Raw genomic sequence first — 17,991 nt, 5'->3', positions numbered from 1 at the left:
CAACTACCTCATACCAGGCTACGCAGGGATTCACGGATGATATCTTCCACCGACATCCCCTCTTTGGCGATCTTGCTGACAATCTGACTCGCCTGCTGCGGTTTGTAACCTAGGGCCACCAGCGCACTGGCCGCCTCCTCGGTCACATCCGGTGCCCGCAATTCGGGCTCACTGGCTGGCAAGGTGACCATGGCTGGGGAGAAGAGGTCGTGACTGACCCAGCCTTTGAGGCGATCCTTCATCTCCACCACCAGCCGCTCGGCGGTCTTCTTGCCGACTCCCGGCAGTTTGACCAAAGAGCTTATCTCTTCACGTTCGACACTCAGCACAAACTGGGTAGCTGTCATGCCGGAGAGAATAGCCAACGCCAGCTTGGGGCCGACTCCGTTGGTCTTGATCAGCTCGCGGAACAGCGCCCGCTCCTGTTTGTGGTTGAAACCATAGAGCAACTGGGCATCTTCCCGCACCACGAAGTGAGTATGGATGGTCGCTTCCTTGCCGATCTCCGGCAAATCATAGAAGCAGCTCATCGGCATCTGCACCTCATAGCCAACCCCGCCCACTTCCAGCAGGACCTCGGGGGGCTGCTTTTCAATGACAATGCCTCTCAAGCGACCAATCACGGCTCTCTCCTCACCAATACAACTATTCGTAAATTGGCTCATAGCATAAAGAATAACTGGATAAGTATCCAGCATAGGGCAGCAACACCCTTGTGGTCAGAGAGGCTTTTTATCCCATTTTCCACCATGCTTGATCGGGTGCAGCTAGTGCACGGGATGTTTCAGCGCCGCACCGGCCCCCGAGCGGGAGATAAACCACTACACTAAACCCGTTCGGAACCGAAACTGGTGCCAATGTCGATACCAAGGAAGGCCATCACATGAAAATTGTTACCACCTCCAATCTGGGTCTTGCCATATTGCTCGGCTGTACGCTGGGCATGGGGGTCGTTGGCTGGTATGGCAGCCAGCGGCTAGCCAATCTGCTCTCCTACGTACTGGGCGCCGCCTGGCAGACCGCCGACGGTGCCATGGAGGGCTCCATAGAGCTGGGCAACCAACAACTACAGATTCAGAAGATGCAAAACGGTACCCCGCTCAATCGCGCCGAACTCGATGCTGCCAAGGCGGCGACCGATGACGCGCTGGCCCGGGTCAGCCAGGGGCAGCTCATTGATGGTGCGGCCCTTGCCATCATGGAACAGCACAAGCAGGACTATCAACAGCAACAAGAGAAGCTGCTGGCGCTCTATCACGCCTATACCGAGGTGGATCAGGCCCTGCATCACAACGCCGATCTGATGGCCCGCCTCTCGACCCAGCTGGAGGTGATCGGCGACGGAGCGGTCGAGGCGCTGACCCAATCCCCCGACCAGACCATCAGCTGGAACAGCGGCCTCTCCACTCGCTGGGAAGCGGCCGACGGGGGGATGGAATCCAACATAGGCTTTTTGCGCCAGCTCTATGCGCTGGAAAAGATGCGCAGACAAGGAGTCACAGAGGCGATCAAGGCCGAGCTGAAAGAGGCGACCGATTTCTACCACGAAGCGGTCGACAGCATGCTCGGCACCGGGCTGTTCGATATCGAGGGAACCGGCGAATTTGCCGGCAAGACACTGTCGGCAGAGTATCGCGCCCTGTTGGCCCGGCATCAGCAACTGACGGGACAGTGGGTCGATGCGCTCGGCAGCTATCAGGCCCAGCAGTCCGTCTATGAGGTCAGTGCCGATGAGCTGCGACAACAGCTGGTTGCCATCGAGGAGAGCGGCGATGCTACCGTTGAGGATCAGGTGGCCCAGCTCAACGGCATCATCAGCCAGACCCGAACCCTGCTGCTGGGTGGCCTGCTGCTGAGCCTGATCATGGTCACCCTCTGCGGCTTCTGGCTGACCCGCAAGCTGGTGACCCCGCTGCTGCAAGTGGACAAGCGGATGCAGGATATCGCCGCTGGCGAGGGAGATCTCAACGCCCGCATCAACCTGCAACGGGATGACGAGATAGGCTCGCTGGCCAACAGCGTGGATCGTTTCATCGAGAAATTGCAGAAGATGATCAGCTCCACCATGGACAACAACCAGCACATCAGCGAACACGTTCACACCTCGGTCAACCGGGTGGAGGCAATCAGCCAGAGCAGCCGCCAGACCGCCGAACATGCGCTGGCCCTGCACCACGACAGTGAGCAGATGGTGCAAGTCGCCACCGGTATCTCGGACAACTGCAGCATGGCGGCCCACAATGCCAATGAGGTACGCCAGCTGACCACCGAGAGCAGCCAGTATGTCGCCTCCGCCAGCGCGGGCATGCAGCGGGTGGTACAGGAGGTGAGCGAGTGTGCCATCGCCATCAACTCCCTCAAGGAGCAGGCGGGTCAGATTGGCCAGATCATCTCCACCATCAGCGGCATCTCGGAACAGACCAACCTGCTGGCCCTCAATGCGGCCATCGAAGCGGCCCGCGCGGGGGAGATGGGGCGTGGCTTTGCGGTGGTTGCGGACGAGGTGCGCACCCTGGCCAATCGCACCGCAACATCGAGCGCCGAAATTAGCCAGGTGATCAGCAGTATCCAGCAGCAGACCGAGACCGCCTATCTGATGATGCAACGCAACCTCAAGACGGTGGAGTCCGGCATGCAGGACTCCGAGAACACCAAGCAGATCCTGTTCAAGGTGGAAGGCGCCATCGACCAGCTGGCCGACATGGTGCAGCAGGTGGCCGTGGCTACCGGGCAACTGTCACACACCCTGAGCCACTCCTCTGACAAGGTCTCCGGTATCAGTCTGCAAGCCAGAACCGGCGAACAGGAGGCGCAGGAGTGTCTGCAACTCGCCTCCTCACTCCATCAGGCCAGCCTGCTGCAACAGCGCCTGCTCTCCCAGTTCAGGGTCTGACCCCTTTCAATAGCAAAGATGCCACTCATGTGAGTGGCATCTTTTTGTTGCCGGTCGCTCATTCCTGCCGCCTTAACTTCCTCAACGTCCTATGGCCAGTTGCACAGCCAGGCTCAGCATGATGATGCCGACCAGCAGGTCGATCCCCCGCTGTACCTGGCTGCGAGCCAACCAGGGCGCCAGTGCCGCCGCCCCCAGTGCCAGCGAGTAGAACCACACCAACGAGGCCAGCATGGCCCCCGCAGCAAAGGCCGGACGCAGGGACTCGCTCACCTGACTGCCAAGGGAGCCGAGCAGCATCAAAGTATCGAGATAGACGTGAGGGTTGAGCAGCGTAACACCCAGCGTCATCGCCAGCACGCTTTTGGCCCCCATCTGCTGAGCAGACTCGGCAAGCCCCTCCCCTTTACCACGCCAGGCACTGAGCAGGGAACGGCCACCAAACCAGCCGAGAAACAGCACGCCACCCCAGGTGAGTAGCGCCATGCCGAGGGGGCTGGCGGCCAGCACATTGGCTCCGCCAAATACGCCGATAGCAATCAGGGTGAGATCACAGAAACTGCAGAGCGTGGCCGTCAGCAGATGGTGATTGCGATGGATGCCCCGGCTCAGCACAAAGGCATTCTGGGCGCCGATGGGGATGATCATGGCCAGACCGATGGTGAAGCCTTGCAGTGTCGTTGCGAGCATCATGGAGAGCACCGTTCGAAATGATGAATGAGCGGCACTATAGCGATGGTAGTTCCTTCTTAGAAATTCATTGATTTACTTATTGATTCATTTTGCTAATCAGACTGAGTCAGCAAAGCCCCATCCGAAGCCAACAGTCAATAGCAGGATCTGACAATTGAGTCCCCCTGCTTCTGCCACGAGAATCAACAGGTTCTATTGCATCAGTTTAGGGAAGTTGGTGACAACAACCTGTTCAAGATTCGGCAGCAAAATGCCACTGCTAATCCCCTTGGCAATGGCTTGATAGCGATTCATTGATCCGGTTTTGCGAGTGACCTGATTGAGGTGGTAATTCACCGTACGCTCGGTGATCCCCAAAATGCAGGCGATCTCCCCCGATGTTTTCCCCTCACTGGCCCAGAACAGGCATTCGGTCTCACGATCCGTCAGCGCGGCTTGTTGATCCGAATCCCTCAGGCGCACAACCCTGATCGCAGCCTCGAAGATGTAATTGGCCATCCAGGAGAGGATTGGCGAGGACTCCAGCAGCAGATCGCTCGAAGCCCGCTCGGAGGTGATAAAGGAGAGGATCCCGTTCTCCCCGGCTGCGCCGTGCAGAGGGAAGGAGATGCCATTGCGCAATCCGAACTCGGCGGCCAGTCCCATCACGTCCATGCTTCCCTCTTGCAGAAAGCGAGCCCGCTCATCGAGGCGGTTCCAGTAAATGGGCAGCGTCTGCTTGCGTGCCAACTGAATCACGGGGTCGCACGCCAGCATGTTGTTATCGGTATAGGTCTGTACCCAAGAGATAGGGCACTGATTAAACAGTACCACTTTGGGTCTTTGCATCGACATCGGAATGATCAGGGTAAAGCCGTAATAGTCATAACCCATATCGACCGTAAAGCGACCGATCAATCCGGCAAGACGGTCACCATCCGTCACCGAAGTGAAATGTTCCAGATACTCAAACAGTTGCTCTTGTTTCATATGCTAGCCCCCCTGGCCAAGCTTCTGATTATAACGGCGAACAGGCAAAGAGAGAGTTCATAATGTTGGTTTTCAAAGGAAAATTGAGAGATCACCCACGAAACGCCGTAGAGAACGAACTCTATCAATTTCGAAATCGCGTCTTTTCCGACCGGCTAGGCTGGGACGTCGAGTCTTACCACGGTTTGGAACGCGACCGCTTTGACACGCCAGACACCCATTGGGTACTGGTCGAAGATGAACAAGGAGTCTGCGCCTGTATCCGTCTGCTCAGTTGCGCCAGCGCCTATATGTTGCCCAGCATTTTTCCCACCGCCCTTGCCGGTGAAAACGCGCCCCGCACTCCCGAGATCTGGGAACTCACCCGTCTGGCTATCGATGCGACCCGCGCTCCGTGCATGACCAATGGTGTCAGCGAGCTGACCTGCGTGCTCCTTCGGGAAGCCTATGCGTTTGCTACAGCCAACGGCATCAAAGAGTTTGTTGGTGTAGCCAGCCTGCCCGCAGAACGCATTTTCCGCCGTCTCGGAATCCCTATGGCTCGTCTGGGCCATCGCCAAGCGGTAGATCTCGGTGCAGTTAAAGGTGTCGGCCTGCGCTTTTATCTGGATGAGCGATTTGCCCTGGCGGTCTCGCAGCCGCTCATCGGACACTATCAAACTGCCACCTATCGCTCCCAGGAGTTAGCGGCCCAGATATAAAAAATCCCGGGAAAACAGGCCCGGGATAAACGTATCGCTGTATCGCTATGACCCCGCAGGGCTGCCCCCTGCGGTCTCTAGCAGTATGCCTTCCTTACAAGACAGACCACCACTGTCAGATATCACAGCGCAACGCCCCTTCCGCCGCCCATTGTTGTCCCCTGCCGAGTGACGTAGAGTCAGCCCTTGGGCAACGGAAGGGGGAGAAGATGAAAGAGCTGGACTACAAACTGCTGCGGGCGCTGGATGCAGTACTGCAGGAGCAGAACTTCGATCGGGCGGCCAAGTCGCTCCATATCACCCAGTCGGCCATCTCCCAGCGGATCAAGCAGCTGGAGCAGCAATTTGCCGAGCCGCTGCTCATTCGCAGCCAACCGCAGCAGGCCACGCCACTCGGCCAGAAGCTGCTGGCCCACTATCGGCAAGTACATCAGCTTGAGCTCGAACTGGCGGGGGAGCTGACCCCCGACCAGCCGCAGGGGCCAATCCGGATCAGCATCGCCGTCAACGCCGACAGCCTGGCCACCTGGTTTTTGCCCGCCATTGCCCCCTTGTTGAAACAGCACCCCATCGAACTCAACCTGCTGGTCGATGACGAGAGCCGCACCCTCGACAAGGTCCGCGAGGGCCAGGCCTTTGGTGCGGTCAGTCTGCATCCCCAACCGCTGGCGGGTTGCTGCGTCGACGAGCTCGGTGAGATGAACTATCTGCTTACCGCCAGCCCCGCCTTCGTAGCCCGCCACTTCCCTCGCGGCCTGACTCGTGAGGCGCTGGCCAAGGCACCGGCGGTGGCGTTCGATCAGCGCGATGACATGCATGTGAGCTTTATGAGGGAACACTTCGGGCTGGAGCCTGGCGGTTATCCCTGCCATACGGTCCACTCGTCAGAGGCCTTCGTCGCCATGGCCGAACAGGGGTTGGCCTACTGCCTCATTCCCGAATTGCAGATAAGAGGCCAGCTCGCAGGCGGGTCACTACTCAACCTCAGTCCCGACCACGTCCTGACGGAATGCTTCTACTGGCACCGCTGGGTACTGGAAAAAGGGGTTCACAAGCAGCTATCCCAACGCCTTATCGACCATGCCAGATCGCAGTTGAAACCACGCTGAGCAGGCCATTCACCTTGGCTTTGCAGGGCTAAAAACGTATAGTGCTGGGCGATCCTTCATCAGGTCTCCACCCAGGTTTTCACTTCAGGTTCCTCACTTATGTTCCAAGACAATCCGCTGCTGGCCCAGCTCAAGCAACAAATCCGCGAAAACATCCCGAAGAAAGAGGGTGTGATCCGCGCCTCGGACCGGGGCTTCGGCTTTCTGGAAGTCGATGAGAAGACCAGCTATTTCGTGCCGCCTCCCTACATGAAGAAGGTGATGCACGGTGACCGGGTGACCGCTCTGATCCGCACCGAAAAAGAGAAGGAAGTGGCCGAGCCGGATACCCTGCTGGAGCAGTCCGTCACCCGCTTCGTGGCCCGGGTCAAGATGTTCCGCGACCGCCTCAACGTGGTCGCCGACCATCCGCTGATCAAGGATGCCATCAAGGCCCGCGTCAAGAAGGGTCTGGATGAGAAAGAGTTCAAGGAAGGTGACTGGGTGGTGGCGACCCTCAAGCGCCATGCGCTGGTCGACGGTAACTTCTCTGCCGAGATCATCCAGAAGATCGCCGCCCAAGAAGATCACAATGTGCCCTGGTGGGTGGTGCTTGCGCGCCACAACCTAGCCCAGGTCGAGCCGGCTGATTTGCCGGAGTGGAAGGTGATCGAAGAGGAAGAGCTGCCCCGTCGTGACCTGACCAAGATGCCCTTCTTCACCATCGACGGTGCCAAGACCAAGGATATGGACGATGCGCTGGCCATCACCAAGCTGGACAACGGCTGGGAGCTGCTGGTCGCCATCGCTGACCCGACCGCCTATGTGGCCGAAGGGAGCGAGCTGGACAAAGAGGCCGCCCAGCGCGCCTTTACCGTCTACATGCCGGGCCGCAACGTGCCGATGATCCCGCGCACCCTCTCCGACGAGCTCTGCTCCCTGAAAGAGGGCGAGGAGCGCAACACTCTGTGTGCCCGTCTGCTGATCGCCGAAGATGGTCTGCTGCTGGAGGAGACCGAGTTCTTCGCCGCCCGCATCTGTTCCCACGCCCGTCTCAACTATGACGACGTCTCCGACTGGGCCGAGTATGGCAAAGAGCTGTCTATCGACGCAGGCGTACTGGCCCAGCTGCCGCTGATGAAGGCGATGACCGAAGCACGCATCGCGTGGCGCACCGAGCATGCGCTGGTATTCCCGGATCGTCCCGACTACGACTTCGAGCTGGGCGAGAATGGCGAAGTGCTGGCTATCCACGTCGAGCCGCGCCGCATCGCCAACCGCATGGTGGAAGAGTCGATGATCGCCGCCAACATCTGCGCCGGTCGCGTGCTGGGCAAGAGCGTCGGTTACGGCATCTTCAACGTTCACACCGGCTTTGACGAAGAGTCCCTCGACGGCGCCATCGACCTGCTGAAGAGTGCCGAAGCCCCGTTCGAGCGCGACGAGATCGCCAGCCTCTCCGGCTTCTGCGCCCTGCGCCGCTGGATCGACAACCTCGACACCCGCTGGCTGGATGGCAAGATCCGCCGCTTCCAGAGCTATGCGCTGATGTCCTCCGAACCGGGCGCCCATTACGGTCTGGGTCTGGATGCCTACGCCACCTGGACCTCCCCGATCCGTAAATACGGCGATATGGTCAACCATCGTCTGCTGAAAGCCGTTATCGCCGGCAAGACCCCGGGTGAGCGCCCGAGCACCGAGCTCACCGAGCACCTGACCGCCTGCCGCCGCCTGCACCGCATGGTGGAGCGCGACATCGGCGACTGGCTCTATGTCCGTTACCTGAAAGCCGCGGCTGGCACCGATCAGGTATTCAACGCCGAGATCATCGACGTGATGCGTGCCGGTCTCAAGCTGCGTCTGCAGGAGAACGGCGCCGTGGTCTTCCTGCCTGCCCGCCATATTCTCGACAACAAGGATCGGCTGGAGTGCAACTGGGACAACGGCCGCGTCTATCTGGACAAGACCGAGGTGGTCTACGAGCTCGGCCAGATCATCGAGGTGAAGCTGACCGAAGCGGTAGAAGAAACCCGCTCCCTTATCGCCAAACCGGCAGTGGATCTGGTGCCGGGTCCGGCACCGGAAGCCCCGGCGGCCGAGAGTGCGCCAGCCGATAGCAGTGAAACGCCCGCTGAGGCTGCCCCCAAGGCAGAATAAGCCACGCAGAATCATCTGATCTGTCAGAGAGCCCGCCATCGTGCGGGCTCTTTTTTGCCCAACCCCCAGCCCTACAAGCTGCCATATATACCGTTATGGCACACAGTTCTAGCCACGATTGACAGAGAACGCAGTGCATATCTCCACCAGCAGGGCTGAAAGCAACCGTTATGTGCGCCGCCTCTCCTTTCTGACATATTAATCAAGGAGAAATATGTCTATACTCGCTTGGGTACAACCCAAGGGATATTGGTATGCAGGAATGGGACCCGGAACACTTCACCAACTTCGCTCAGTTATGCGAAGTGAGCCTCGCCACCATCCGTGAAAAGACCGATGCCGAACGCCTCTACCTCTGGCTAAAAGCCCCCGAACCGCAGCTCTACAGCTTTCAGCTCGATCACGGGCTGACCACGCTTGATCTCGCCCATCTCGGCCAACTGACCCTGCCCCACCACCTGATCGACAAGGCGATGGAGAAGGGACAACTGGTGATCGAGCAGCTCCAAGCACCGCCGGATCCCGGCGAAAATGTGGAGCCCGCCCAGCCACAGTTACGCGCCTGTTTCCCTCTCAAGCGTCACATGAAACTGGAAGGGGTCATCTATCTGGAGACCCGCCGCCGCATCGATCGCCTCTCCTCCCACCAGCGTCAGGGCATCCAGCTCCTTATCCACTATCTGACTGCCGAGCTCAGCAATCACCTGCTCTCCAGCCAGGTCAATCAGGAGCGGGACCAGCGGCTCCATACCCAGACCGATCTGGTACAGAGTCAGGCACTGCAGGGCTCCTTCCTCACCATGTTGCAGGCGCTGCACATGGTAAGCGTTACCCTCTCCCGCAGTCGCAGCGAGAACGATCTGCTGCGGGATGCCGTGCTGCTGGCCCGCAAGGAGCTGCAATTCGATCGGGTCGCCATCTTCCTGATCGAACCCGATGGCAAGACCATGCGCGGCACCTGGGGCACCAGCGAAGAGGGCGAGCTGATGGATGAACACAACTTCATCAGCCCCATTCCGGATCACCCCACGGTGCAAGAGGCGCTCAGGCGCAAGGATTACGTACTGGTGATGGAAGATACTCCCCTCTACTACGAGAAGCAGCAGGTGGGCCGTGGCTGGAACGCCATGATATCGCTGTGGGATGGCACCACCCCCATCGGCTGGATCGCCGCCGACAACCTGCTCTGGCACCGTCCGCTCAAGGCCTATCAGAGCGAGATCTTCAAACAGTACGCCGCCATCCTGTCACAACTGCTGATCCGCCAGCGTACTCAGGAGCAGTTGGAAACCCTCAACCGCCAGCTGGAGGCCCGGGTCGCCGAACGCACCATGCAGCTGGCCGAGACCAACCGTGCGCTGGAGGAGGCCAATCACCGCCTCTCCCTGCTGTCGCTGGAAGATCCCCTCACCGGCATCGCCAACCGGCGCCAGTGGGACATCACCATGCAGCGGGAGTGGGAGTGGGCACGGCGCACCCAGAACCTGCTGGCGGTATTGATGATCGACGTCGACGAGTTCAAGGCCTACAACGACCACTTCGGCCATGCCAAGGGGGATCTCTGCCTGCAACAGGTGGCCCATGTGCTGCGGGATGCAGAGCGGCGCTGCACCAATCTGGTCGCCCGTTACGGCGGGGAAGAGTTCGTCATTCTGCTCTGCGCCCCCCAACCCGGTGAGGCCGAACAGCTGGCCGGACGGATCCACGATGGTCTTGCCCGCTTGAAAATGCCCCATCCCGCCTCGCGGGTTGCTGATTTCATTACGGTTAGCATAGGCTTTAGCTATCTGGTTCCCTCCCAGGACGGAGCATGGCAGACCCTGACCGAACAGGCTGACCAAGCGCTCTACCATGCCAAGTCACAAGGGAGGGCGCGCACTCTGGCCTATCGGTGATCCCATGCTGTTGCGTCGCTACCCCATCTTCAATCGTCGCCTGGCTCTGGTGGCCTACGGCATCGACTATCAGCTCAGTTTACCGGCCGAATGGCCTTCACTGGCGCAACATAGCCGCCTGCTGGCGCAGGGGCGTCAATATCTGGTGCCCTTCACCCACGAACAGCTCGATGAACAGCGTCCCCTGCTGCTGGATCAGGACGCGATCCCGCTGGTTGAAGCCTCCAGCGAACGCCAGCCCAACTCGTTCCCGGTGCTGGAGCAGTGGCGCGACAGTCGGCGCAGACTGGCGGTACATGGCGCCAACCGGGATCCGCGCTGGCTCGGCGCCAGCCGCCTGCTGGTGTACTGGATGGGGGAAGAGGGGATCTGCCAGCCCACCGAACACAAGCGGATGGCGCTGAACATCGAAACCTGGGCGGATTTTCTCCCGCTGCGGGAGGCGGGGGTCGACTTCTTTGCCGGCGGCTTTCTCGCCCGTCCCGAGCTGGTCAATCAGCGGGCCAACCAGCCCGATATGGCGCTGGTACAGCAGATCCTCCAGCTCATCTGCCACGAAGAGTTCTCCTTCGCCCAGGTAGCCCGCCTGCTGGAGCAGGATGCCTGGCTGCCCGGCCTGCTGCTCACCTACGTCAACGCCCCCGGCTTCGATCATGCCGCCCCCATCACCTCGGTGCCCCGCGCCCTCTCCTATCTGGGGGAGCAGGAGATCCGCAAGTTCGTGCTGATCAACGGTCTGGCCCGGGTAAGCCAGCACATGCCGGAGGCCTGCACCCGCATGGCAATCGCCCGCGGCCGCTTCTGCGAGTTGATTGCCCTCACCGCCCTCGGTAAAGCGGAGGCAAGCTGGGCGTTTCTGGTGGGACTGGTGCTCGATGGATCTCTGCTGTCTGAGCCGTTGATGGCCCACCTGCCCAAGAGCGTGCAGCGCGCCATCGAACAGCACGAAGGGCCACTCTTTCATCTGTTTCAGCTGGTCAGCACCTATGAACAGGGCAACTGGGCCCTGCTGGAACAGCTTGCCCCCAAATATAAACTCGATCCGGCCCAGCTCACCCCCGTCTATTTTCAGTCACAAATGTGGGGGCAAGCGTTTCTCACCAGCTAGGTGATGGCGAGGCGGGGAGCCACTGGCTAGAATGGGTTCCCTTTTTTCAGAGACTGACCCGCACCATGACGCTTTCCGGATTCCAAGGCCTGGTCTTTGACCTTGATGGCACCCTGGTCGACTCCATGCCGCTGCACCTCGCCGCTTGGGAACATACCGCCCGCGAGTTTGGCTTTCACTTCGATGCCGACTGGTTCTATGAGCTGGGGGGCATGCCGAGCCGCAAGATAGCCCTGCTGGTCGCACAGGAGCAGCAGCTCCCCCTCGATCCGCTCGACGTCACCCGCTGCAAGACCGCCCACTATGTGGCCAACCTGCACAAGGCGACCGTCTTTCCCGCCATGCAGGCACTGGTCGAGCGCTATCATGGCGTCATCCCGATGGGGATCGGCACCGGCTCGCCCCGCGTCAACGCCGAAGCGGTGCTGCGCAACACCGGGCTGGATCGCTACTTCTCCGTGGTGGTTACCGCAGACGATGTGGAGCTGCACAAGCCCAATCCGGACACCTTCCTGCTGGTCGCCAGCAAGCTGGGGATCGAGCCATCAGGCTGTCTGGTGTTTGAAGATACCGGTATCGGGGTACAGGCCGGAGAAGCGGCGGGTATGCAGACCTGCATGGTCAAAGAGGGTCAACCGGTTGGCATAACCGCGTAGTGCGGAAAAAATATCGCCCAGCAAGGGGCGATAACCGGAACCAGCTCTCATACGGGACATGAATGAAAATGAGAGCAGGTTCCGTCAGCCGCTGACGCAGGGCGCGTCAACGGGGTGTGCGGGGCAGACGATTACTCGTTGTTGCCGCCGCCCTGATTGTCGTCATAACGACCCGGCGCACCGTGGGGGCGCGGCGCCATGGAGACACGTGGCTTGCGAGCACGCTGGATATTCACCTGCGGACGGCCGGTGTGCATGGCGATGGTGGAGATCTTGGCCTTGTAGACCAGCTGCTGGTTACCATGAGCATCGGTCAGCAGCACGCTGTACTGGTCGAACCCGCTGATGGTGCCTTCCAGCTTGATGCCGCTCACCAGAAAAATAGCGACCTGACTGCGGTTCTTGCGCAACCAGTTGAGGGCAGAATCTTGCCCGTTCCCGAGGGAGAAGGCTTGCTCAATCGTGGAGTAGCTGGGGGATTCAGTTGTCATAAATTATTGTCCCGCGGAAAAAAAGTGGCGTTTGATTGTGCTAAATGGGCACTGGCTTGTCAAAGTCATTCTCACTCCCGCCAGCAATAGCGCCCTCCGGGGGCTGGTCGCTGACCAGCACAACTGCGATAATCGCCAGCTCTGGCTCTACCACGGGCCTTATCTGGGGTTTTATCTTGCATCCGGTTTCACACCAACACCACACCACCTATGTCCATGATGCCACTGCCTGCGAAGAGTGTGACCTGCTGATACCGGCCACACCGCTCGAGGTGGGACAGGCCAGCTGCTGCCCCCGTTGCGGACATACCCTGAGTCGCCACCTGCCACAGCAGGAGTTGCGGCCGATCTCCTACGGGTTCGCGGCACTCATCATGTTCGTGCTCGCCAATGCCTTTACCTTTATGTCCTTCTCGGCCAAAGGGGTGGGCCAGGAGATGACCTTTTTGCAGAGCATCACCACCCTGGTGGATGAGGGCTATCTGTTTCTCGGCGCGGTATTGAGCCTGACCCTGATCGGCCTGCCGCTGGTCTATATGGGCTCCATCATGCTGGTGCTGTGGCGGGTCGATAAAGATCTGCACAGCAATGCCCTGCGCTCCCTCGGCCGTCTGCTCTGCCGGATCAAACCCTGGCTGATGGTGGATGTCTTTCTGGTGGGGGTGCTCATCTCGCTGGTCAAGCTGATGGGGATGGCCGACATCAAGATGGGGCTGTCATTCTGGGCTTTCGTCGGTTACACCGTGCTGCTCATCAAGATGATCTCCTCGCTTGACCAGATGTGGCTGTGGCAGCGGCTGTTCGGCCCGACCGAGGCGCGGGATATCGACCCGGAAGTGGGCGCGCTGGAATCAGGTCTGGTGGGCTGCCACATCTGTGGCGCTCTGAGCGAGGTGAGCAGCCACAGTTGCTCCCGCTGCGGCGGCAAGCTGCATGCGCGCAAGCCGGGCGGCCTGAACCGCACCTGGGCGCTGCTGTTTACCTCCGCCATTCTCTACATTCCGGCCAACGTCTATCCCATCATGGATACGGTGTTTCTCGGTGATGACAGCCCCTCCACCATCCTAGGCGGTGTGGTGCTGCTCTGGGCCATGGGCTCCTACCCCATAGCGGCGGTGATTTTTTTCGCCAGCGTGGTGGTGCCGCTGGTGAAAATACTGGCGCTATTCTGGCTTTGCTATATGGTGCAGCGCGGCAATGTCACCTCCCCCCTCGGCAAGCTCAAACTCTATCGCATGACCGAATTTGTCGGACGCTGGTCGATGATCGACGTCTTCGTGGTGGCCATTCTGGCGGGCCTGATCCGGCTCGACAATCTGATGACCATCTATCCCGGCCCTGCGGCCGTCGCATTTGCAGGTGTGGTGCTGATCACCATGGTCGCCGCCATGAGTTTCGACTCCCGCCTGATCTGGGATTTACAACAAGGAGAACGCGAACGTGAGTGAGCGTAAAAAAAGGTGGAAACCGGGCTCTGACTTTCTGAGCTCTGCCGCCGCAATCTGGATGGTGCCCCTGCTGGCGCTGTTCATCGGTCTCTGGATGCTGCTCCAGCACTGGTACTCCCAGGGCCCCAGTTTCACCCTGACAGTCGCCACTGCCGAGGGCATAGTCGCCGGCAAGACGGTGATCCGCTCCCGCGAAGTGGACGTCGGCCGCATCGAGGCCGTCGAGCTGAGCGATGACTATAGCCATGCCGTACTGAAAGGACGGCTGACCAATGCCGCCTCCGGCATGCTGCGCGGTGACAGCCAGTTCTGGGTGGTCAAGCCCAGAGTGGGCCGTGAAGGGGTATCGGGTCTGAGCACCCTGCTCTCCGGCGCCTATATCGAGCTCGCCCCCGGCAAGAAAGGTCGGGCTCGGGACGAATACGCCATGCTGGACAAACCGCCGCTCGCCTCCCTCGATGCCAAGGGGCTGCGTCTCACCCTCAGCAGTCGCGACACCCGCGCGCTGGGGGAAGGCTCCCCCATCAACTATCAGGGCTTCACCATAGGTCAGGTGGAAGAGGCGAAGTTCCTGCCGGAAAAGAGCGAGATGCAGTATCAAATCTTCATCCACGCCCCCTATGACATTCTGGTGAGCAGCAACTCCCGCTTCTGGATGACCCCGGGCTTCGAGGTCTCCATGAGCAGCGAGGGGATGAAGGTGAAGATGGATTCGCTGGAGAGCCTAATCGATGGCGGCATTACCATGGGTCTGCCACCCGGCTGGGCACCTGGCGAGCCGGTCAAACAGATGGAAGGGTTCACCCTGTTCCAGGATGAGGCGAGCGTGCTGGCCGGTAGTCTGGATCAGTTCATCGACTACGTCTTCCTGTTCGATGACAACGTCGGTGGCCTTCACCCGGGCGCGGCGGTGCAGTATCGCGGTATCCGGGTCGGTACCGTCATCTCCGCCCCCTACCTCATCGAGGACAAGGGCGTGCAGATCTTCAAGAGCCGCCAGATACCGGTGCTGGCCCGCATCGAGGTGCAGCGCCTCTCCCACCGCTATGCCAAGGCGGAGAAGGATCAGTGGCGTGCCCTGTTCGGCAAGCAGTTCAAGGAGGGGTTGCGTGCCAGCCTCAAGACCTCGAGCCTGCTGACCGGCGGCAAGATCATCGACCTCAACTTCTATCCGGACGCGCCGCGCTTCGAGCAGGCCAAGCTGGCCGGTTATCAGGTCTTCCCCACCGTGCAGGGCGGGCTGGATCAGATCGAGCGCAAGGTGAACCTCATCCTCGACAAGTTTGTCGACATGGACATGGCGACCACCCTGACCAAGGTCAACGGGTCACTCACCACCCTGGATGGCACCCTGAAGAACATCAGTGCAGTCAGCGCCAACCTGAACAAGCTCACTGCCAAGGATTCCACCCAGCAGCTGCCCGCCTCGCTCAACGAGAGCCTCAAGCAGTTGCAGGAGACCTTGCAGGCCTATGATGCCCAGTCGCAGACCAATCAGGACCTGCGCCAGTCGGTGCAGACCCTCAATCAGTTGATGCGCGAACTGCAGCCGCTGGTGCACTCCCTCAACGAGCAGCCCAGCTCGCTGATCTTCGATCGCGCGCATCCATCGGACCCTGAGCCCAAGCGAGGCAAACAATGAAAAAAGAGATCCTGACGCTGGCCCTGCTGGGCCTGCTGGCGGGTTGCAGCAGCCAGCCAAGCCTGCACTACTACTCGCTCGATGCCGACAGCCAGCAACCCGTAACGGCCCCGGCCAAACCGCAGCACCAGCTGGTGCTGCGCCCGGTGGCGCTGGCCAGCCAGCTCGACCGGATCAGCCTGGTCTATCAGCTGGAAGGGCAAGAGCTGCACTTCACCGAGTACCATCGCTGGGCCGGTGCGCTGGACGATCAGCTCAACCAGCTCACCCTTAATGGCCTCTCCACCCGCCTGCCGGGCTGGGTGGTACGGCAGGATGGCGCCCGCAAGGGGCCGGTGCTGACCATTCTGGTGGAACGCTTTCAGGGCCGTCATGACGGCAGCGCCGTGTTGAGTGGTCGCTGGCGCCTGCTGGCGGAGGATGGCACCGTGCTGCGCGATGCCCCCTTCCGTCAGGAGCGGGTGCTGCCGGCCGATGGCTACAACGCGCTGGTGAACGAACTAGGTCAGGGCTGGCAACAGCTGCTCGACCAGATTGCCGCCGAGGTGCGCCAGAGCGCCAGCTAATCGCCCATCCGCCGATTGCAGAGATAAAAAAACGACGCCAGTTGGCGTCGTTTTTTTATGGGCAAGAGTCGGGGGAGACTTATACCTTGGCAGGCAGGCTCAGGCGGGCAACCGCTTCCACATGCATGGAGTGCGGGAACATATCGACCGGTTGCACCTCATCCAGCACGAAGCCCTGCTTGACCAGCCAGGCAAGATCGCGGGCCAGGGTCTGCGGGTTGCAGGAGACATAGACCAGACGGCGGGGCGCCATGGCGACCAGGGTCTGCAGCACCGCCTTGTCACAGCCTTTGCGGGGCGGATCCATCACTACCACGTCAGCTGTCACACCTTGGGCGTGCAGTTCGGGCATCAGCTGCTCCGCCTTGCCGACGTGGAATTCGGTGTGCTCGATACCGTTGAGGGCGGCGTTGCGACGGGCATCGCTGATGGCGCTCTCCACCGACTCGATCCCCACCACCTTGGCGGCCTTGCCAGCCAGGAACAGGGAGATGGTGCCGATACCGCAATAGATGTCGAACACCGTCTCGTTACCGGTCAGTTCGGCATACTCGAGGGCGCTGGAGTAGAGCACATCGGTCTGGGTCGGGTTGTTCTGGAAGAAGGAGAGCGGCGAGATCTCGAACTCGAGCTCATGGATCTTGTCGCGGATCACCCCTTCGCCGAGCAGCACCCGGTTGGTGGCACCCAGAATGCGGTTGGTGCGCTCGTTGTTGATGTTCTGCACCAGGGTAGTAACCGGCAGATCGCTCAGAGCTGCCAACAGCTCGGCTTCGAACGGCAGCTCCTCACCCAGGGTCACCAACACCACCATCAGCTCGCCGCTCTTGAAGCCCTTGCGGGTCATCAGGTTGCGCACACAGCCGCTGTGGTTCACTTCGTCATAGGCGGCGATGTCATGCGCGCGCATCCAGTTGCGCACCCGGGCGTTGAGCTCGACGTGCAGCGGATCCTGCACCGCACAGTCATCGGCGGTGATGAGATCGTGGGAGTGCTTGCGATAAAAACCGATCTCGGCACCGGCGTCGCAGCCACGCACCGCATATTGCGCCTTGTTGCGATAGGCGAACGGGCTTTCCATGCCAAGGATATCCTTGACCGGGGTGTCACCCAGCCCGGCCTGCTCCAGTGCGCTCTGCACCAGTGCCTGCTTGAGCTTGAGCTGGGCCGGATAGGCCAGCGGACGTACCTGACAGCCACCGCACTCGGTGTTGGGGCAGAAATCGGCAACCCGATCGGCGGAGGGCTGGAGCAGCTCGGCAACCTTGCCGTGCAGATAGTTCGGCTTGACCTCGGTCAGCTCCACCAGCGCCTGCTCACCGGGCAGCAGACCTTCGACAAACAGGGGGCGATCGAACAGGCGTCCTTTGCCATCTCCTTTGTCGGTCAGTTCCAGGATCTCGATCTGGTGTTGATGTCCCACTAACGGCATGAGCGGCTCCAAAAGTACTAAAAAATGGGGGTGATGGACGCGGAAAAGCCATGCCCATCGAGAAAAGGTGGCAGAGTTTAGCGGAGATCCGGCCAAATTGCAGGCATAAAAAGCCTGCTTGTTGCAATGGTCATTGCCCCTGGTCATCTGCCGGACGTTGCCACCTTTCGGGTTGCGGCAAATTTAGCCCTTGGGCCGCAACGCCCAGCCTGTTAAAATTCCGCCCTTGAAATTATCCTGGGCCCCGCGCCC

The 17,991-nt window shown here is 60.3% G+C and carries 15 protein-coding genes; 10 read left to right on the top strand and 5 right to left on the bottom strand.

Annotated elements, in window-relative coordinates:
- Nucleotides 1-8: 8 nt before the first annotated feature.
- On the bottom strand, nt 9-623 hold the full coding sequence (gene ruvA, locus AACT07_RS12735; protein WP_005335746.1) for a Holliday junction branch migration protein RuvA: 615 nt from the start codon (nt 621-623) through the stop codon (nt 9-11).
- Nucleotides 624-883: 260 nt separating this feature from the next.
- Between ruvA and AACT07_RS12730 the strand changes: the two genes are divergently transcribed.
- Entirely contained in the window at nt 884-2,893 is a 2,010-nt protein-coding gene (locus AACT07_RS12730) for a methyl-accepting chemotaxis protein (RefSeq protein WP_069528083.1), read from the top strand.
- 81 nt (nt 2,894-2,974) lie between these two features.
- Here AACT07_RS12730 and lysE read toward each other — a convergent pair whose 3' ends face one another.
- Nucleotides 2,975-3,583, bottom strand: a complete 609-nt coding sequence (lysE, locus tag AACT07_RS12725; RefSeq protein WP_069528090.1) for an L-lysine exporter — start codon at nt 3,581-3,583, stop codon at nt 2,975-2,977.
- Between the two features lie 195 nt (nt 3,584-3,778).
- On the bottom strand, nt 3,779-4,555 hold the full coding sequence (locus tag AACT07_RS12720; protein ID WP_021231752.1) for a helix-turn-helix transcriptional regulator: 777 nt from the start codon (nt 4,553-4,555) through the stop codon (nt 3,779-3,781).
- Between the two features lie 62 nt (nt 4,556-4,617).
- On the opposite strand from AACT07_RS12720, the gene AACT07_RS12715 reads away from it, so the two are divergent.
- The 6 genes from AACT07_RS12715 (at nt 4,618) to AACT07_RS12690 (ending at nt 12,160) form a co-directional block, all read left to right on the top strand.
- A complete protein-coding gene (locus tag AACT07_RS12715; RefSeq protein WP_069528081.1) occupies nt 4,618-5,256 on the top strand; it encodes an acyl-homoserine-lactone synthase in 639 nt (212 codons plus the stop codon).
- A 209-nt stretch (nt 5,257-5,465) separates the two neighbouring features.
- The gene (locus AACT07_RS12710; RefSeq protein WP_069528080.1) at nt 5,466-6,365 is read left to right on the top strand and encodes a LysR family transcriptional regulator ArgP; all 900 of its coding nucleotides are present in this window, start codon (nt 5,466-5,468) and stop codon (nt 6,363-6,365) included.
- Between the two features lie 99 nt (nt 6,366-6,464).
- Entirely contained in the window at nt 6,465-8,501 is a 2,037-nt protein-coding gene (locus AACT07_RS12705) for an exoribonuclease II (protein ID WP_069528078.1), read from the top strand.
- Nucleotides 8,502-8,755: 254 nt separating this feature from the next.
- Nucleotides 8,756-10,396: a sensor domain-containing diguanylate cyclase gene (locus tag AACT07_RS12700; RefSeq protein ID WP_069528077.1), complete on the top strand. Its 1,641-nt coding sequence runs from the start codon at nt 8,756-8,758 to the stop codon at nt 10,394-10,396.
- Nucleotides 10,397-10,400: 4 nt separating this feature from the next.
- Nucleotides 10,401-11,504 carry an EAL and HDOD domain-containing protein gene (locus AACT07_RS12695; protein WP_069528075.1) on the top strand — a complete coding sequence of 368 codons (1,104 nt, stop codon included), beginning with the start codon at nt 10,401-10,403 and terminating at the stop codon, nt 11,502-11,504.
- A 65-nt stretch (nt 11,505-11,569) separates the two neighbouring features.
- A complete protein-coding gene (locus tag AACT07_RS12690; RefSeq protein ID WP_069528073.1) occupies nt 11,570-12,160 on the top strand; it encodes an HAD family hydrolase in 591 nt (196 codons plus the stop codon).
- A 131-nt stretch (nt 12,161-12,291) separates the two neighbouring features.
- On the opposite strand, the gene hfq is transcribed toward AACT07_RS12690, so the two are convergent.
- Nucleotides 12,292-12,651: an RNA chaperone Hfq gene (gene hfq / locus AACT07_RS12685; protein ID WP_005335772.1), complete on the bottom strand. Its 360-nt coding sequence runs from the start codon at nt 12,649-12,651 to the stop codon at nt 12,292-12,294.
- Between the two features lie 176 nt (nt 12,652-12,827).
- Between hfq and AACT07_RS12680 the strand changes: the two genes are divergently transcribed.
- The 3 genes from AACT07_RS12680 to AACT07_RS12670 are packed head-to-tail and all read left to right on the top strand — an operon-like array spanning nt 12,828 to nt 16,307.
- On the top strand, nt 12,828-14,099 hold the full coding sequence (locus tag AACT07_RS12680) for a paraquat-inducible protein A (RefSeq protein ID WP_069528072.1): 1,272 nt from the start codon (nt 12,828-12,830) through the stop codon (nt 14,097-14,099).
- Nucleotides 14,092-15,741, top strand: coding sequence for an intermembrane transport protein PqiB (pqiB, locus tag AACT07_RS12675; RefSeq protein WP_069528070.1), 1,650 nt, complete (start codon nt 14,092-14,094; stop codon nt 15,739-15,741). Before AACT07_RS12680 ends, pqiB begins: the two co-directional genes overlap by 8 nt.
- Nucleotides 15,738-16,307: a PqiC family protein gene (locus tag AACT07_RS12670; RefSeq protein ID WP_005335775.1), complete on the top strand. Its 570-nt coding sequence runs from the start codon at nt 15,738-15,740 to the stop codon at nt 16,305-16,307. Before pqiB ends, AACT07_RS12670 begins: the two co-directional genes overlap by 4 nt.
- A gap of 79 nt (nt 16,308-16,386) precedes the next feature.
- Here the strand turns inward: AACT07_RS12670 and rlmD are convergent, their stop codons facing one another.
- Nucleotides 16,387-17,739, bottom strand: coding sequence for a 23S rRNA (uracil(1939)-C(5))-methyltransferase RlmD (rlmD, locus tag AACT07_RS12665; protein WP_069528068.1), 1,353 nt, complete (start codon nt 17,737-17,739; stop codon nt 16,387-16,389).
- Nucleotides 17,740-17,991: the final 252 nt, after the last annotated feature.

The sequence above is a fragment of the Aeromonas sp. ANP5 genome, assembly GCF_963870295.1.
Lineage (GTDB): Bacteria > Pseudomonadota > Gammaproteobacteria > Enterobacterales > Aeromonadaceae > Aeromonas > Aeromonas veronii.
Note: the sequence above shows the minus strand (reverse complement) of the source record. Positions and strands in the feature narration are given on the sequence as shown.

Excerpts from the sequence above, each read along its gene's own strand:
- AACT07_RS12730 (WP_069528083.1), top strand. The coding sequence starts at position 884 with ATGAAAATTGTTACCACCTCCAATCTGGGTCTTGCCATATTGCTCGGC.
- lysE (WP_069528090.1), bottom strand. The coding sequence starts at position 3,583 with ATGCTCGCAACGACACTGCAAGGCTTCACCATCGGTCTGGCCATGATC.
- AACT07_RS12720 (WP_021231752.1), bottom strand. The coding sequence starts at position 4,555 with ATGAAACAAGAGCAACTGTTTGAGTATCTGGAACATTTCACTTCGGTG.
- AACT07_RS12715 (WP_069528081.1), top strand. The coding sequence starts at position 4,618 with ATGTTGGTTTTCAAAGGAAAATTGAGAGATCACCCACGAAACGCCGTA.
- AACT07_RS12710 (WP_069528080.1), top strand. The coding sequence starts at position 5,466 with ATGAAAGAGCTGGACTACAAACTGCTGCGGGCGCTGGATGCAGTACTG.
- AACT07_RS12705 (WP_069528078.1), top strand. The coding sequence starts at position 6,465 with ATGTTCCAAGACAATCCGCTGCTGGCCCAGCTCAAGCAACAAATCCGC.
- AACT07_RS12700 (WP_069528077.1), top strand. The coding sequence starts at position 8,756 with ATGCAGGAATGGGACCCGGAACACTTCACCAACTTCGCTCAGTTATGC.
- AACT07_RS12695 (WP_069528075.1), top strand. The coding sequence starts at position 10,401 with ATGCTGTTGCGTCGCTACCCCATCTTCAATCGTCGCCTGGCTCTGGTG.
- AACT07_RS12690 (WP_069528073.1), top strand. The coding sequence starts at position 11,570 with ATGACGCTTTCCGGATTCCAAGGCCTGGTCTTTGACCTTGATGGCACC.
- hfq (WP_005335772.1), bottom strand. The coding sequence starts at position 12,651 with ATGACAACTGAATCCCCCAGCTACTCCACGATTGAGCAAGCCTTCTCC.
- AACT07_RS12670 (WP_005335775.1), top strand. The coding sequence starts at position 15,738 with ATGAAAAAAGAGATCCTGACGCTGGCCCTGCTGGGCCTGCTGGCGGGT.
- rlmD (WP_069528068.1), bottom strand. The coding sequence starts at position 17,739 with ATGCCGTTAGTGGGACATCAACACCAGATCGAGATCCTGGAACTGACC.